The sequence below is a fragment of the Sphingobacterium wenxiniae genome (assembly GCF_900116225.1).
Classification (GTDB): Bacteria; Bacteroidota; Bacteroidia; order Sphingobacteriales; family Sphingobacteriaceae; genus Sphingobacterium; species Sphingobacterium wenxiniae.
This window is the reverse complement of the sequence record NZ_FOZZ01000003.1, coordinates 67,806-85,932: the sequence shown is the minus strand read 5'-3', so window position 1 is coordinate 85,932 and position 18,127 is coordinate 67,806. Positions and strand designations below refer to the sequence as shown.

Genomic DNA, 18,127 nt, shown 5'->3' with positions numbered 1-18,127 from the left:
GTGGCTTATTTATTGATTTTGTGACAAAAGTCGGTTATTTCCGTCTGAAAATTTATCCGAAATATCGTTATAATTGATTAGATTTGTCTCGGTTTAGTTAAGAAATTCAATTCATTTAAAATGAGTTCAACACCTATAACAAAAGAAACATATTTAGAGTGGTATAAATCTATGCTACTCATGCGCAAGTTCGAGGAGAAAGCAGGTCAGCTATATGGTCAGCAAAAAATCCGTGGATTTTGTCACCTTTACATTGGTCAGGAAGCTGTCATGGCAGGAACTATCTCTGCAACTCGGCCAGAAGATTCTGTAATTACATCTTACCGTGACCATGCTCATGCTTTGGCAAAAGGTATGTCGGCTAACGAATGTATGGCAGAGCTTTTTGGTAAAGTGACCGGATGTTCCAAAGGAAAAGGGGGGTCTATGCACTTCTTCTCCAAAGAACATAAAATGATGGGCGGACACGGTATCGTTGGTGGTCAGATTCCTTTGGGAGCTGGTATTGCTTTTGCTGAAAAATACTTGGGCAATGATAATGTTAACGTTTGTTTTATGGGTGATGGTGCAGTGCGTCAAGGTGCATTGAACGAAACCTTCAACATGGCCATGTTGTGGAAATTACCTGTTATCTTTGTTTGTGAGAACAATGGTTACGCGATGGGTACTTCCGTAAAACGTACGACCAATATGGAGGACATTTATAAGATAGGTTTAGGTTTTGACATGCCAAGTGCACCTGTTGACGGAATGGATGTTGTCGCTGTCCACAATGCGATGGATGAAGCTGTACAACGTGCACGTGCAGGTGAAGGACCTACTTTCTTGGAAATCCGTACATACCGTTATAAAGGACACTCGATGTCCGATCCGGCTAAATACCGTACAAAAGAAGAATTAGAAGAGTATAAAGGTCGTGATCCATTGCTTTCAACCAAAGCGGCAATTTTGGAAAACAAATATGCTGATGAGGCTTGGTTTGCGGAAGTAGAAGCTGGTGTGAAAAAAGTAGTTGAAGATTCTGTGAAATTTGCAGAAGAGTCACCTTATCCAGATCCTTCAGCAATCTATGAAGATATATACGTGCAGGAGGATTATCCTTTTGTAATGGATTAATTAAGCGGAATTACTTTAACTTAAAGATATAATCTACTATAACAAATGGCTGAAGTAGTAAAAATGCCGAAAATGAGCGATACCATGACCGAAGGGGTTATCGCTAAATGGCACAAAAAAGTCGGTGACAAGGTAAACTCGGGCGATCTTATCGCAGAAGTTGAAACAGACAAAGCAACAATGGACTTCGAATCTTATCAAGAAGGAACATTGTTATATATTGGCCCTAAAGAAGGTGAAGCGATAGCAGTAGATGCTGTTATCGCGGTTTTGGGCGAAGAGGGTGAAGATTACAAAGCATTATTGGAAGGAGGCGATGCCCCTAAGCAAGAAGCGAAAGAAGATAAAGCGGAACCTGCAAAAGAAGAATCCACAGAAGAAGATTCTACTTCATCCGTATCGGCTGAGGATTTAGATTGTACGGTAATCACGATGCCCTTGTTGAGTGATACCATGACTGAAGGTGTCATTGCACAATGGAACTTTAAAGTTGGGGATACGATTAAATCAGATGATGCTATTGCAGATGTAGAAACCGATAAGGCGACAATGGAAGTGACTGCTTATGCAGAAGGTACATTGTTGTATGTTGGTGTAGAAGCTGGCCAAGCAGCGAAAGTGAACGACATTATTGCTATTGTAGGTCCTGCAGGTACAGATGTAACCCCTTTATTGAACCAAAAGCCAAAATCATCTACCAAAGCGGATAAAGCCGAAGCCCCTAAAGCGGAAGCTAAGGCAGAAAGCGCGGCACCAGCGGCTTCAAGCAGCTCGAATGATGATTCAAGAGTGAAAGCTTCTCCATTAGCACGCAAAATTGCGAAAGAGAAAGGTATCAACTTGAACGATGTAAAAGGTTCTGCTGAAGGGGGACGCGTAGTGAAGAAAGACGTAGAGAGCTTTGTTCCTTCTGCAGCTCCAAAAGCAGCAGAAGCTACTTCTGCCCCAGCTACAGAAACCAAAACGATCTCCTTGCCACAGTACGTTGGTGAAGAGAAATATACTGAGCAAAATGTATCGCAAATGCGTAAAACCATCGCTCGCCGTTTGGGAGAATCGTTGTTTACAGCGCCACATTTCTATTTGACGGTAAGTATCGATATGGACAACGCTATTGCAGCGCGTGCACAAATCAATACGGTAGCACCGGTAAAAGTCTCTTTCAATGACATCGTTATCAAAGCGGTAGCTGTAGCATTGAAACAACACCCTGCCGTAAATTCTTCATGGCAAGGCGATAAGATCCGTTTCAATGAGCATACCAATATTGGCGTTGCTATGGCCGTGGAAGACGGTTTATTGGTTCCTGTTGTACGCTTTGCAGATGGCAAGAGCCTATCGCATATTTCGGCAGAGGTGAAAGACTTTGCAGGAAAAGCAAAAACTAAGAAATTAACACCTGCAGATTGGGAAGGATCTACGTTCACCGTATCTAACCTGGGTATGTTTGGTATTGACGAATTTACATCGATCATCAACTCTCCTGATGGCGCAATTCTATCTGTTGGCGCAATTCAACAGGTTCCGGTGGTGAAGGATGGAGCAGTAGTTCCTGGTAACATCATGAAACTTACTTTAGGTTGCGATCACCGCGTAGTGGATGGGGCAACAGGTGCGGCTTTCTTACAGACATTGAAAGGCTTGTTAGAAGCACCAATCCGACTTTTAGCATAACACATATTTGCTGATAAAATAAAAAACGGTCCTGGGAATTTTCCAGGACCGTTTTTTATTTTATCTATTTTTGTTGATTTTCTTTTGAATAAATACTATTTTGGGAGAACTGTATTAAACATTGAAGAACACTATTATTTAGGGGATTTTTGTGAACGTGAATTTTTTGAGATTAAGTATTGTAGTAGGTATTGTAATTGGATTTTTAGCATGCTCCTCTCCGGAGGCCAAGCAGCGAGTAATAGAGCAAAAGCAGGAAGAAAAAGATAGCATTGCGCTACTTTATCAACCTGAAGAAGCCAATAAGCAAATAGATGATTTTATGCAAAAGCTTCATCAGAAATCAGCTTTTAACGGGAATGTGCTCATTGCACAGAAGGGAAAGATTATCTATCAAAATACCTTTGGCTGGGCGGATTATCTTAAAAAAGATAGCTTGAAAATAGATTCTAAATTTGAACTGGCGTCGGTATCAAAACCGATGACGGCATTGGGCGTACTCAAATTGGTCGAGGAAGAAAAGGTTCGACTGGATCAGACGGTTAATGACTTTTTTCCCGACTTCCCTTATCCGGGCATCACGATACAAATGCTGTTAACGCATCGTAGTGGACTACCAAATTATGTCTATTTCGCCGAAGGAGTGTGGAAGGATAAGAAAAAGGGGATGAGCAATATGGATGCGATCAACTTGTTGATTGAACATAAGCCAAATCGATATGGTGCACCGGACGGTCGTTTCCATTACAATAATTCCAATTATATGGTGCTTGCGGGCATTATTGAAAAGGTTACTGGTCAGGATTTCGCCGTGTACATGAATGAAAAGATTTTTAGACCTGCGGGAATGAAAAATACAGCCGTTTTGTCTAAAGCGGTATACGAAAAGATACCGACAGATGTAATCGGACATGACAAGGTATGGCGTCGTTCTGTTGTTCAGAATTTTCTGGATGGCCCGGTGGGTGATAAAGGAATTTATAGCACTGTTCAGGATTTGTATCTGTTGGATAGGGCTTTAAATGAAGGTCGTGTTTTAGATAAAGCTCTTTTGGATTCGGCTTATTTACCGAGGAACGATGCGAAGCGTAATCTTTTTAGCTATGGTTATGGTTGGCGAACGTTTTCTCCGGAAGGAAATCAGATTGTCTATCATACAGGATGGTGGCACGGTTTTCGTAACTTGTATGTCCGGGATTTAACGAGTGATATTACCATTGTGCTACTCTCCAATATGGCTAATGGGAGCTTAGTAAAGCTGGATGAGTTGTATGAAATTTTAAAAATGCCTATTTTGAGGCAAAATGCATATAATGCAAATGGAGATTTTATAGTAAACTAACTTATAACACATATTTCAATTGTATGAAAAAAACATTAATCCTTGGTGCGAGTACAAATTCTGCTCGGTATTCTTATCTGGTTGCCAATAAGTTAGTTCGTAAGGGGTATCCGATTGTCAATGTTGGTAGAAAAGTTGGTGAGGTGGCAGGAGTAGAGATTGAATCTACGGATCGTATACATAATGATATTGACACCATTACGCTTTATGTGGGCCCGAAAAACCAACCGGTGTATTACGACTATATATTGCAGACGAAGCCCAACAGGGTAATTTTCAACCCTGGTACGGAGAATGAGGAATTAAAGGCGAAACTTGAAGCCGCTGGTATAGAGGCTGTGGAGGCTTGCACGCTGGTGATGTTGAATACGAACCAGTATTAATTTTTAGTCTCGGGGTTAACCCCGAGACTAAAAATTATATTATTTTACGCAAACGTTTGCTCGCGTTTTGAAAACGTTGTAGTTGATAACGGCATGTTTTCCCATTTGCATGCTTGTCTTGTAAAGGATATATTAGTTGTATAAATCTAATTCACATGAGACTATACACTTTCTTTTTACTAGCAGCGCTGTGCTTTATTCAGACAACTGAAGCACAAAATACTTCCAAACTTACCTTATCGAAAGATTTTATTGAGCAACAACTTCAGGAGGCAAGTCACCAAATCAAGTATTTGGCATCAGTAACCCCGGAAGATAAATTCCCGAAAACTTTTGAGAACGGTCAACAGAAATTTTCCAATTCGGATTGGTGGTGCTCTGGTTTTTATCCGGGAACATTGTTGTATCTGTATGAGGGAGCGGGAGATCAAGGCTTATTGGATCTGGCTCAACAAAAACTGAAGCATTTAGAGAAAGAAAAACACAATACCGGGACACACGATCTGGGCTTTATGCTTTATTGCAGTTTTGGGAATGCATTACGGTTAACGGGTGATTCTGCGGCCTATAAAGAAGTTCTATTAACCGGGGCAAACTCGTTAGCCTCTCGCTACCATGATAAACCGAAGGTCATCAAATCATGGTCTTGGGGATCTTGGAACTATGCTGTTATCATCGATAACATGATGAATCTGGAGTTTTTGACACAGGCATCCCATATAACCGGCAATCCTCAATATCGGAAAATTGCAGAAACACACGCGAATACGACAATTAAGAACCATTTCCGAGAAGATTTCAGTAGTTACCATGTTATAGATTATGATGAACATACTGGGAAAGTGTTGGCAAAGAAGACCCATCAAGGGGCTTTTGATGAATCAGCGTGGTCGCGTGGACAAGGTTGGGCACTGTATGGCTATACAATGATGTATAGAGAAACGAAAAAGAAAGCTTATCTAAGGCAAGCCCAGAAGATAGCTGATTATATCTTATCTCACCCAAATCTGCCGGCGGACTTGGTACCTTATTGGGATTTTGACAAGGATAAGATTTCTACGGATAGTAAAACGTATGAGCAAAGAGACTTGCGGGATGTTTCTGCGGCAGCATTGTATGCTTCGGCTTTGTTGGAGCTGGCACAATACACCAAAGGAACAAAATCTACCACTTATTTCTCCAAAGCTGAACAGCTTATCCAAAACCTTTCTTCGCCTACATATAAAGCTGCTCAGGGAGAGAACGGCGGCTATATCTTGAAGCATAGTGTTGGTGCGTTGCCACTCAACTCGGAGGTAGATGTGCCATTGACCTATGCGGATTATTACTATATAGAGGCCTTGGTACGCTACAAGCGATTGTTGGAGGGAGATGTGTTGGTAAAAGGTTTGTAAGATGAGAGGATTTCAGTTATATATAGCTTTTTTACTGCTGGTTCTTGGCTCTGGTCAATCGCAATTGTCCGCTCAACAGATGCTACAAGATAAAATAAACATAGAGCAGATTAATGGTATAGTGGAATCACTCCCTTCATGGCGCATGCAAAAGCTTCACGAATGGCGAGGATATGTTGACCGACTCCCATCCGCTGAGAAGCAGAAAGTAATAGTATCTGCTGAGCGTGTTCAAGATTTTGATTGGCCGTCTTTGTTTGCTACACAGTACATGGAGTACAAATTTAATGGCAACCGTACTAATTACGAGCAAACGGTCAATAAACGTCGAGATGTATTGTCACGATTGGTGCTGGGAGAATTAGTAGAAAATAAAGGCCGATTTATTCCACAAATCGTAAATGGTCTATGGTTGACCTTGGAGGAAAGCACTTGGGTTAGCCCCGCACATATTGTGGTACAAAAATCGGGTGCAGGTTTGGCCGACCCTTTGGATAGCTATATTGATTTGGGGGCAGGCAGGACAGCTGCGGATCTGTCGGCCATATATCTTCTGCTTAAGGATGAATTGGACGAATATTCGCCTCAAGTATCTAAGAAAATAGTCAAAGAATTAGCGGATAAAATATTGACGCCTTATGCGGAGCGGGATGATTTCTGGTGGATGAACCTACGGGAAGGAACATTGGTCAACAACTGGAATATATGGGTGAATACGAATGTGCTGAAGACGGCTTTATTGGTCGACACCGATGATGTTCGTTTGCGGAAGGTGTTGCAGAAACTCATGGTCAGTGCGGATAAGTTTATTGATTTTTATCCTGAGGATGGGGCTTGTGAAGAAGGTCCTTCTTATTGGGGACATGCCGCAGGCGAACTTGGGCAGATGATTCAGTGGCTGGAAGATGCTTCCGGACAACGGGTGTCTTTCAAAGAAAACAATAAAATCCACCAAATGGGAAACTATATCCTGCATGCACATATTACAGGAAATCGTTTTTTGAACTTTGCTGATGCAGAGGCGATACAGGTGCCTTATCCGGCTAAGATATGGACATACGGAACGTTGTATGATGACGCATCGTTGAAAGCTTTTGCAGCTTATCTGGACGGTATAAAAGGCGAAACATTGTCGTTGGGATCTGTACAGGATTTTTTAATGACTGCCGGAGTGTATCATGATTTGAGAAAAACAGATGGTACTGCATTACGAAAAAATACAGCGCATTATTATGAGAGCTTGCAGATGGCAACGCTGAGGAGCAATCATGCAAAAGGTGATTTGTTCTTTGCCGCTATCGGTGGGACAAATGGTGTGAGCCATAACCATAATGATGTAGGAAGCTTTATGTTGTATTTAGACTCTTTGCCTGTTCTTATTGATGTCGGTGTCGGGACGTATACGAAGGAGACCTTTGGTCCAAATAGATACGCTTTGTGGAATATGCAATCGCAATGGCATAACCTTCCGATCATCAATGGTATACAGCAAAAGGATGGCAAAGCCTTTACGGCTCAAGATGTGAAATTTGAACAAAAAGGAAATACGTATACCTATTCCATTGATATAAGCCAGGCCTATCCCAAAGAGGCTCGGGTAAAACAATGGAACCGCGAATTAATCTTTTCGCCTACTGTCAACCGCTTATTGATTACCGAAGACTATGTTTTGGAAGAATGGATCCAGCCTTCTGAAATCATGTTGATGACTCCTGTGAAGCCTATTGTGGAACATTCGTCCATCAGCTTGACTTTGGCTAATGGCAAATTGGTTAAGATTGGATTTGATAGTAAGGTTGTGGAACCTTCCGTAGAGGCTAAAAGCATAGAAGATATTCGGATTGCGAAAATTTGGGGTGATCAAGTGTTCCGCATTAAATTATCGGTGAAAGGGAACAAGCTAAAGCAAAGTGTTCCGTATACAGTAGAAGTCGTTAACCAATAATAGGAGATGTAAAAACAATAAGTTGTTACTTTTCAGCGATATATTCTGAGGGAGTAATACCAAACTGTTTTTTGAATTCCCGGCTAAAATATTTTCTGTCGGAAAACCCGACGGCATAAGCGACCTCGCTGATATTTATTATCTGTGAGGTTGTTAATAATTCTTTTGCTTTATTGAGTCTGTATGATTTGACATAATTGTTAAGCGATAGATCTGTTATGGCTTTTAATTTACGATAGAGGATTGGCGCACTCATACCCATCGCACGGGAGATATAATTCACATCGAACCCATCGTCCATAATATGTTCTTCAATAAGTTGGTCAAGTGTCGTGATGAATTTCTGATCGATTTCATTTTCTATATTTGTCTTGATTTGAAAATCTTTTCTTTGTTTTTGCGCTATAGCCAAAAGATTTCGAACGGACAGATAGAGTTGACCCTTATCAAATGGTTTGGTTAGGTATATATTTGCTCCATATTTTAGTGTTTCGGTATGGATGTTTTCGTCGTTTACTGCTGTGAGTAAGATGAAGGGAATATGACTTGTGGAAAGGTCTTCTTTGAGTAATTGGCAGAGTTGAAGACCATTTATTTTGGGCATCATCATGTCTGAAATAATAAGACTTGGGAGGTATTGTTTTGCTTTATCGAAACCTTCTTGTCCATCTTGCGCGGTTATGACCTGGTAGCTTTCTTGGAATATGTTTGTAATGATACCCAATAACTCTTTGTTATCCTCGATGATAAGGATGGTTTCCTGGCTGTCATTCATGCTCTCGGCCTGAACAGTAGAAAATACCTCGGTGTCTGATTTATATGACGAAGTTATAAGCTGTATGTCAGTATCGGTATCGAACTTTTGTTCTAACGATATTTTGAACATAGTCCAAGACTTATTGTCTATGTTTAAGGTTTCACAGATGATATCTCCGCTGTGTTGTTCAATGATTTTTTTAGTAAGCGACAGCCCGATGCCTGTTCCTATTACATCTTCCGTTGCTTCCTGTCGATAGTATTCTTCAAATATCTTGAACTGATTAGCTTTGGATACACCGACTCCATTGTCTACAATGCATATCTCGGCTCCTTGCGCTGTTTTGATGAAATCAAGGTATACGGTTCCGCCCTTTGGTGTATACTTTATAGCATTAGACAGCAGATTGAACATAACCTTGTCGAATTGCTGTGGGTCTATCCAAAATAATCCACCTTTATCTAATCTTCGGATATAGTAATTGAGCTCTTTTAACTGTGCTAAGTCGCTTAACAGATAGAAGGAATCTTCTAAATAGGTACTTAGATCTATTTTTTGTAATCTTAATTTTTGTTGCTTCTCATCGAATTTGTTGAAGTCTAATAATTCATTGATAACAGCAAGTAATTTATTGGTGTTCTTTTTTATACGTAGTATTTTTTGCTGCGTATTACTTTGATTAGCTGTTTCGTGGATAATTTCATCGAGTGGAGCGGTTATAAGTGTCAGTGGCGTGCGGATTTCATGAGAAATCTGGGTGAAAAACTTGATTTTCTTTTCCTGCTCCTTTTCAGAATTGATGAGTATTTCCCGCTCAACGATAAACTTAATAATAAAATGTATGGCAGCCAATATAAGGATGGCATATATAATAAATGCCCACCAAGAGAGATAAAAAGGAGGGTGTACGATGAGTTTTATGACAAGAGGAGTGTCGCTCCATACGCCGTCATTGTTACTGACATAGACGCTGAGTACATGCTCTCCAACCGGAAGGTTGCTGTACTGAATATTTGAAGAAGAGATTTCTTTCCAGTCGGAATCGAATCCTTTTAACATATAGCGATAACGGTTTTTGGCAGGTCTGATTAGATTAGATCCAGCAAAATCAATAGCAAGGAAGGTCTCATCGTGATTTAGATGTATAGTTACGGTCTGTGTATTTTCATCGGTTTCTATTCTTTGCTGAGGAAGTGTTTTATCGTTTACTTTAATAGCCGAAAAAAACACGTGTGGTTTTTGCTTATTAAAGGAAATATCCTGGGATGAAAAAGAAACAAGACCATTCTGCGTGGCTAAGAATATGTTTTGCTTTTGGTCAATGTATATTTTCGCAGCTCCCAAGTTGTTGCTTGGTAATCCATCTTCCTTTGTGAGGATATTCATGTATTGGGTGTTTAAATCATAATAGACTAACCCCTGCTTGCTAGTTAACCAGAGCTGGTCGGCTAGTTTTACTATTGCCCCCAGTTGATTCCCCTTTAATTGTACGATACTATCTAACTTTTCAAAATCAGTTAGTCTGTAAACATGATCGGCCACAGTCAGCCAGAGCTTATTTGCTTCGATGAAAAAATCACTGACGTTTAGCGAGCCAAGTTTCTCTATATGTTGAAAACTACCCTCTCGATTCTTTTTGACAAAAAGACGATTTCCTTGCTGTAAATATAAGTTTCCGTTGTTGTCTTGTTTGATTTTATGGATAGTTGTCTGCGGGACAGAGGAATCCCGAGTAGGTGGGGCGTTATCACCATTTTGGATATACAGACCCACATTAGTTCCGAGGTATACCTTTTGATTATCATCAGTGTATATACTGAATACATTGTTCACCACATCTAGAGTGTCCTTGCTTAGAATAAAGTTCTGGACGCTATTATTCTTAATATTGGCAATTGAGTAACCGCCAGAGAATTGAGCAATGTATAATTTGTCGTCCTTTAGGTATAAATCTTTAATCAGATTGGATTGTGCATAGTGTCGTACGGTTTTTATTTGTCCAGTTCTTTTATCTAAGAAGTTGATTCCATCCTCTTCTGTTCCTATCCAATATCCATTTTCTGACTCCACGAAACTGCCAATGATATCGCTACTTAATCGAAATGGGGGCGTATCTTTTGTGGCGTATACTTTCGCATGAATTGCTGTAGGATAGACCACATTCATCCCTCCAAAATATGTTCCTATCCATGCAATCTGCTGTCTGTCTATAAAGATATCGTAGATTGAATTTTGACTAAGGGTCTGCGGTGCAAAGGAATTATGATAATGATTTTGAAAAGTGGTGTTACCAGCGTAAATGGAAAGTCCCTTGAGCGTGCCAATCCATACGTTGCCATTAGGACCTTTGGTTATTTTTCTAACATAATTGCTCAGCAGGTTGGTGTTGTTTTCATTATAATTTATGATTTTCTTTTGGGAAGGATCATAATGGAAGATGCCATGAAGCTTTGTCCCGATCCAGATATGTTGTTGGTCAAGGAATAGTGTGGTAATCAAATCATCCGATGTGATGGTGGTAGGAATATCCAGTATTTTTTTGATGCTAGGCTTGTTTATTTGGGGCGCTATCTCCAAGTATTCGACACTGTTTGCTGTTGCGAAGTATAATTTGGTATTTATTGGAGCAAAAGCATATACAGCTTTGCCTTGGATGAGCGGCATGATTTCTTGTGAATCAAGAAGGATGAGGTATAAACCTTTTTTGGTAGCTAAGTACAGCTGATTTTTGACAGCATAGATATCGAGGATATCTAGAGGAAGTATGTTATTTTTTACAATAAATGGGGGGGAAGTAAATATCTGTTTTTCAGTGTTATATATGTGTATGCCTGTAGATGAAGCTATAAAAAGTTGATTATCAGTGTTGATGGCTAATTTTGTGATATAACCGATGTCATTCCATGAACTATCCTGATCTTTTAAATCGGTGATTCGTTCAGAATTATAGTGATAAATGTCAGTTCCTCCTGCAAACCACAGTCTACCGTTGTTGTCCTGAACGATGGACAGAACAGGCTGTTTATCAAAAACATTTTCTTCTGTTAAGGTATGGAACTGTAGGTTCTGAGCAGTTAGTAACTGGGTGTTTAAGAGTGTTATTGTGCAGATACATAATATTTTACGTAAAAATAAAATCATAATGTTAGGAGTTTTAAGCTGTAGTTCGTTTGGCTAATTTACGATTTTACCCCTATTTCTTTATGAAATTCACCCTATAAAAGGTGGGGGGCTGCTAATTTTGTGTTGTTAATCGACCGACTTCTTGTTTGTAAACTTAAAATATATAACCAAAAATGAACAGACGGACAGTATTCAAATTCTTGGCAACATTTGGGATGGGAGCGTTGATTTCTCCTGCTCAAGGTAAGGCATCCTTAAATATATTTACAGGAAGTGAAGAGGCTGTACAAGATGATCGGGCCTATTGGGTATCTGTCTTGTCACATATAGCAACGCCCATACTGGAGAATATCAGTAAGCAAGAGTTTCGGAAGAATATGCCTATGGAAGTAAGCCCTGTTTTTGACAGCAGAGATTCGGGAGTGGGTTATCTGGAAGCATTTGGACGTTTAATCGCTGGGATGGCACCATGGCTTGCTTTGCCCGATGATGAAACGACAGAAGGTAAGCTCCGCAAAAAATTCCGAGAACAGGCTTTACTGGGTATCCAATACGGTTTAGACCCGCAATCTCCAGATTATTTCACCTGGCGCGGGCCATCCTCCCAAACCCTGGTTGATGCGGCACACTTGGCGCAGGCATTTCTCCGTGCACCACAGGCCTTGTGGGAACCGCTTTCAGAAATTACGAAAAAGCGAGTCGTAGAGGAATTTAAATTGTTGCGTATGATCAAACCCAATGAGAGCAATTGGTTGCTTTTTGCAGCGATGACAGAGACCTTTCTGCATTTTATAGGTGAGGAATGCGTGCGCGAAAAAATCGATTATGCGGTTAATAAATTTGATAAAGAATGGTATGTCGGCGATGGCTGGTATAGTGATGGCGATCGGTTTAGCTTTGACCATTATAACGGCTATGTAATCCATTGTATGCAGGTGGAATCGTTGAAACACAACCTTGACGCAGGCAACCATTATCAGGAAATGTATGAGCGTGCATATAAGCGGATGCAAAGGTATGCCCACCATTTGGAAAGATTAATATCGCCAGAGGGCTATTATACCGTAGTTGGCCGTTCATCTACCTATCGAAATGCAGCTTTTCAGCCTTTGGCTGCGGTAGCGTTGGACAATCAACTACCAGAGGATATCAGCAAAGGTCAAGTGCGCGCGGCATTAACCGCCGTATTAAAACATATTTACAAAGGGAGGAATATCGGAAAATCCGGATGGTTGACGATGGGCGTTGTGGGGGTAGAACAGCAGAATCTGGCAGATTATTATACCAATGCCGGCTCTATGTACGTAGCTTCCCTATCGTTCCTACCCTTGGGCTTACCGGCAGATGATGAATTCTGGACCTGTAAACCCGAGAAATGGACTTCGCAGAAGATATTTGCGGGAGAGACTTTCCCGAAAGATTATTATGTGACTTATTAGTTTGGTGGTCAGTAAACAGTAAATAGTAGTCAGTCGACAGAGGTCAATAGTTGGATAAATTACTGACCACTGTACACGGACTACTGATAACTATAATTAAGAAAATGATAAAAGTAAAGCAAAGTATATTGGCGGTGATTATTGCCGGCAGTATAGGGCTCCAGTCTTGTGCCCAGCATAAACAAGATAAAGCAGCATTGAAACTTAGCGAAGCGTTCGTCACGCAGCAGTTGAATGATGCCTCTAAACAGATTAAGTATTTAGAATCTCAAATCCAGGAGTCGGATATTCCGACAACCTTTAAGGATGGGAAGCATGTGAACTGGGGTACGGCATGGTGGTGTTCGGGTTTTTATCCGGGCACGGCTTTGTATCTTTATGAAGCAACGGGAGATCAAGAATTGTTGGATATAGCGAAGAGCAAATTAAAATACCTAGAAAAGGAAAAACATAACACGACAACGCATGATTTAGGCTTTATGCTGTTTTGCAGTTTCGGAAATGCGTTGCGTTTAACCGGAGATTCGAGCGCATATAAAGAAGTGTTGGCTACCGGCGCTGAATCTTTGGCATCCCGTTTCAAAGAAAGCACAAAAACGATCCGTTCGTGGGATGGCGGCAAAAACTGGGATGGACAGCCTTGGACTTATCCGGTTATCATTGACAATATGATGAACTTGGAATTTTTAACACAGGTTTCTAAGATAACCGGAAACCCACGGTATACAGAGATTGCGAAGACACATGCGAATACGACCTTAAAAGAACATTTTCGCGACAACTATAGCTCCTACCATGTCGTTGACTACAATCCGGAGGACGGATCGGTGATAGCGAAGAAAACGGCACAGGGCGCATTTGATGAATCGGCATGGGCAAGGGGACAGGCATGGGCGCTGTACGGCTACACCGTAATGTACCGCGAAACGAAAGATGAAGCCTATCTTAAACAAGCGAGAGGTATTGCCGATTTTTATTTGAATCACCCTAACCTGCCGGAAGATTTGGTGCCTTATTGGGACTTCGATCAGGATAAGCTAACGTCGGACAGCAAATACTATGCGCAAAAAGACTTGCGTGATGCTTCTACGGCGGCGATTGTAGCGTCTGCATTATTGGAGTTAAGCCTATATACTGAAGGTGAGGAAAGTGCCAATTACATCACTAAGTCGGAAAAAATGTTGGAATCGCTTTCGCGCGAACCTTATAAAGCGGCCTATAAAGATAATGGTGGCTATATTCTGAAACACAGTGTGGGCTCCATTCCACATGAAACAGAAGTCGATGTTCCGTTGACCTATGCCGATTATTACTATGTGGAAGCCTTGATTCGTTATGGCAGAATGCTGAAAGGCGAAGAGGTTATTAAGCAGTAAATTTTACATACCTGTGGAATCAAATCTTGTGTGAAATCGAAGAAAGGAGGATACGATATAAGAGCAGAAAGACTACAATCAGATAAGAAAGCAAGGGTATGAAAAGGGGCTTTGCTAAAGAGAAAAGTATAAATAATGCAAAAAAATAATTAACTATAATCAAATTTTATGATAAAGAGATTTACAAATGCCTCCTTTATTGGTAAAAAGATTCATTTAGTTTTTCTGTTGAGTGTTAGCACTTTAGCTACTATCAACGGGGGGGGGTAAAAGCTTCTGAGTCAATTGTTCATGAAAACAGTGTTTTCTACCAACAAACGGTCACTGGTCGAGTGACTTCAGCAGAAGGGACTGCTGTCTCTGGAGCAACAGTAACTGTTAAAAACTCTTCTGTGTCAACTTCTACAGATGATCAAGGTAACTTTTCGATTACGGTCGATAGAGGGCAAACCCTCGTAATCACGGCTGTGGGCTTTAGTCAAGTCGAGAAAGTTGTGGATGGGGCGGTGCTATCTGTGGTGATACAAGAGTCCAGCCAAGATTTGGACGAAGTCGTCGTTGTGGGGTATGGTGTGCAGAAAAAGGTCAACATGACAGGGTCTGTTGCGAGTGTAGGCTCCGACAAATTGGAAAGCCGGCCTATGGCGAATCTTTCCTCTGGATTAGGAGGTCTGGCGAGTGGGGTGCAGGTTAGGCAAGGTAGCGGTCGTCCCGGAAGTGACGGTGCTGGTATCCTCGTTCGTGGTACGGGTACTTTTCAAGGATCCAACAGTCCGATGGTTGTCATCGATGGTGTGGTTGTCGACGAAGGTAATGCTATCAATGCTATCAATCCGGAGGATGTCGCAAGTATCAGTATCTTGAAAGATGCTGCTTCTGCCGCCATATACGGTTCGCGTGCTGCCAATGGTGTAATACTCATCACGACCAAAGGAGGTAGACTCAATACAGCTCCTAAGGTTTCTTATTCATCGTTATTTGCGCAGACCAATGTGAGCTCCAAATTCAGTATCGAGTCCAATACTGCAGAGTGGATGGACATGCACAATAGGGCGACAGCCAATCTCAACCCTGTCGGTGTAACCAATGATCCTACGCTATTGCCATACAAACAATCGGATATCGATATATGGCGAGCAGCTTCATCCGATCCAAATGGAACAAATAATCCGTGGGGTGTACCTAATTATTTAGCTTATCCGAATACCGATTGGACTGAATATTTTTATTACGCAAGTTTTTACCACAAACATACCGTGCAGGCTTCGGGTGGTAGTGAAAATAGTACATATTTATTGTCGGCAGGTTATCAAGCCAATCCAGGGACGATGCCCAATACTTCACTCGACGAATATTCTATTCGTGCCAATGTAGAGACGAAAGTTGCTAATTTTCTGAAAATAGGTACCAGAACTTACTTCAATCAGCGTTACGGCGATGTAGCTGATCCGACGACAGATGGCGCGCTATACTACATCAATCAGATGGTGCCAGCGATGACACCTATACACGATGGCAAATACGGTGCGCTCGAAGATCCTACGCTGAATGCAGCGATGAATCCAATGAACATGGAAAACCCATTAGCACGATTGATCTTGCGCGATGGCAAGAATATTACTTCCCGACTGAATACAACCTGGTACGTGAATGCAGAGCTAATCAAAGGCTTGAATGCAGAAGTGAGGTTCAATTATCAAGATGCAATATGGGATAAAAAAGGATACGATGTCAATGTTAAGCGATACAGCTTCAGGACAGGTGAGCCGTTGGCGGAGTACAATGGCAATCTAAGTCTTGCAACGACATCTAAATCATTCACACGCCAGATAGCACGTAACCTGATTGGTACATTGAACTATATGAAAACATTCGGTGACCATGATGTAGCAGCACTTGCGGGCTATGAGCAGACTTATTGGAATTACAATGGTTTCAACGCAACGAGAAGAGGCTTGTTAGATTATTCGTTGACAGATATTACCACAGGTATTGAGATGGCATCGATAGGCGGCGATTATGAGCGTGACTATTCGATGATTTCACAATTTGCGCGTGTGAATTATGCGTATAAAGGCAAATACCTTTTTGAAGGTAATGTTCGTCGTGATGGTTCATCACGCTTTGCTCCTGATCACAGATACGGCGTTTTTCCTTCGGTGTCCGTGGGGAGGCGTCTGAGTGAAGAGTCATTTTTCCAACCTTTGAAAAATGCGGTTGATGATTTCAAAATAAGAGGATCTTGGGGGCAATTGGGTAATGTGACTTCCAGCTATTACGCTTGGCAAGCCTTGTATGCTTCGACCAACGTCGTGTTGAATGGTACGGAAACCAAAGGCTTGTATCCTTCTCAATTACCGAATACGTTGTTGACATGGGAACATGTGACATCGAGCAATTTAGGTTTTGATGCAGCGTTTTTGAAACATCGTCTGAATTTGGAGTTTGATGTGTACTCACGGTTGACAGAGGGGATTCTTACCACGCCTGTTGCCTATTCTACACGAGGCGATATTACTATTCCGATGGAAAATTCCGCAAGTATGCGTAATAATGGTTTCGAAATTACGACCAGTTGGCGAGACAAAATCGGTAACGTACGCTATGGTGTTACGGGTAATTTCTCATACAACAAAAACCGTGTCGTGAAGTATTTAGGAGAACTGGAATATGGTTATGATGAGAATGACTTAGATGTACATGGGAACCCAATCTATAAATACCTGAACTACGCTGCACTGAATAATAGACCCGAGGGGCACATGTTGGGCGATCAGTTTTTACAGACTACATACCGTGGTACAGGTACCTATAACAATTCGGATGGTTCCGTCAACCCTAATGGTGGTCCAAGAGACGGGATGATTCGTACTTCAGAAGATTTACAATGGGTAAATGATATGGTGGCGGCAGGTTACAAGTTCAATGGGCAGACCTCTGCAGCTGTCGATCGTACCAGGTATTGGTATGGTGAATACATCTATGCTGATAACAATGGAGATGGCAACTATGGTAATGAGTATGACCGTCAATGGACAGGAATATCCAACACGCCGAAATACAATTTTGGTTTGCAATTATCAGCCGAGTGGAAAGGTGTCGATATCAGTATGTTGTGGTCTGGACAAGCAGGTATGTCTTACCATCTTTATGGTAATGGGTTGAACTATCCGATTATCAGTAGCCCACAGAATACTGTGCCGGCCAATGCACGAAATGATTTTTACTTCTTTGATGAGACGAAGTATGCAAGTCCCGAGTTGGATCCTAACTCCAATTATTTGACAGCACCTTATGCTCGTTTGAAAACCAGTGGAGGTACGTTCCAGAATAATACCGACTTTTTGTACAATGCTTCTTATATCAAGTTGAAAAATCTGCAAGTCGGATACACTATTCCTAAAGAGATTACCCAACGTGCTAAAATTAGTAATCTACGGGTGTTTTTCAGTGGAGAGAATTTATGGACAATAACGAATTTCCCAGGAGTTGATCCGGAAATCGGTGGCGTAGGTTTTGGTGTGTACCCATTAGCACGGACGCTATCGGGTGGGATTAATCTTACATTCTAATATCAT

General features: G+C 41.3%; 10 protein-coding genes. 9 read left to right on the top strand and 1 reads right to left on the bottom strand.

Features of this window, described 5'->3' with window-relative positions:
• Positions 1 to 120: 120 nt before the first annotated feature.
• The 6 genes from pdhA (at position 121) to BM375_RS05225 (ending at position 7,854) form a co-directional block, all read left to right on the top strand.
• Positions 121 to 1,116: a pyruvate dehydrogenase (acetyl-transferring) E1 component subunit alpha gene (pdhA, locus tag BM375_RS05250; RefSeq protein WP_093364213.1), complete on the top strand. Its 996-nt coding sequence runs from the start codon at positions 121 to 123 to the stop codon at positions 1,114 to 1,116.
• A gap of 45 nt (positions 1,117 to 1,161) precedes the next feature.
• Entirely contained in the window at positions 1,162 to 2,790 is a 1,629-nt protein-coding gene (locus BM375_RS05245) for a pyruvate dehydrogenase complex dihydrolipoamide acetyltransferase (RefSeq protein ID WP_093364211.1), read from the top strand.
• Positions 2,791 to 2,956: 166 nt separating this feature from the next.
• Positions 2,957 to 4,132: a serine hydrolase domain-containing protein gene (locus BM375_RS05240; RefSeq protein WP_398357152.1), complete on the top strand. Its 1,176-nt coding sequence runs from the start codon at positions 2,957 to 2,959 to the stop codon at positions 4,130 to 4,132.
• 23 nt (positions 4,133 to 4,155) lie between these two features.
• A complete protein-coding gene (locus tag BM375_RS05235) occupies positions 4,156 to 4,515 on the top strand; it encodes a CoA-binding protein (protein ID WP_093364207.1) in 360 nt (119 codons plus the stop codon).
• A 155-nt stretch (positions 4,516 to 4,670) separates the two neighbouring features.
• The gene (locus tag BM375_RS05230; protein WP_093364205.1) at positions 4,671 to 5,909 is read left to right on the top strand and encodes a glycoside hydrolase family 88 protein; all 1,239 of its coding nucleotides are present in this window, start codon (positions 4,671 to 4,673) and stop codon (positions 5,907 to 5,909) included.
• A 1-nt stretch (position 5,910) separates the two neighbouring features.
• A complete protein-coding gene (locus BM375_RS05225) occupies positions 5,911 to 7,854 on the top strand; it encodes a heparinase II/III domain-containing protein (protein WP_093364204.1) in 1,944 nt (647 codons plus the stop codon).
• Positions 7,855 to 7,879: 25 nt separating this feature from the next.
• On the opposite strand, the gene BM375_RS05220 is transcribed toward BM375_RS05225, so the two are convergent.
• A complete protein-coding gene (locus BM375_RS05220; RefSeq protein ID WP_093364202.1) occupies positions 7,880 to 11,752 on the bottom strand; it encodes a hybrid sensor histidine kinase/response regulator transcription factor in 3,873 nt (1,290 codons plus the stop codon).
• Positions 11,753 to 11,907: 155 nt separating this feature from the next.
• Here BM375_RS05220 and BM375_RS05215 point away from each other — a divergent pair, with 155 nt between their 5' ends.
• From BM375_RS05215 to BM375_RS05205, 3 genes are all read left to right on the top strand, one after another.
• Positions 11,908 to 13,173 (top strand): DUF2264 domain-containing protein, encoded by a 1,266-nt coding sequence (locus BM375_RS05215; protein WP_093364201.1) that lies wholly within the window; start codon positions 11,908 to 11,910, stop codon positions 13,171 to 13,173.
• A gap of 104 nt (positions 13,174 to 13,277) precedes the next feature.
• A complete protein-coding gene (locus BM375_RS05210) occupies positions 13,278 to 14,549 on the top strand; it encodes a glycoside hydrolase family 88 protein (protein WP_093364199.1) in 1,272 nt (423 codons plus the stop codon).
• A gap of 284 nt (positions 14,550 to 14,833) precedes the next feature.
• The gene (locus tag BM375_RS05205) at positions 14,834 to 18,121 is read left to right on the top strand and encodes a SusC/RagA family TonB-linked outer membrane protein (RefSeq protein WP_093364198.1); all 3,288 of its coding nucleotides are present in this window, start codon (positions 14,834 to 14,836) and stop codon (positions 18,119 to 18,121) included.
• The last annotated feature ends 6 nt before the right edge of the window (positions 18,122 to 18,127 follow it).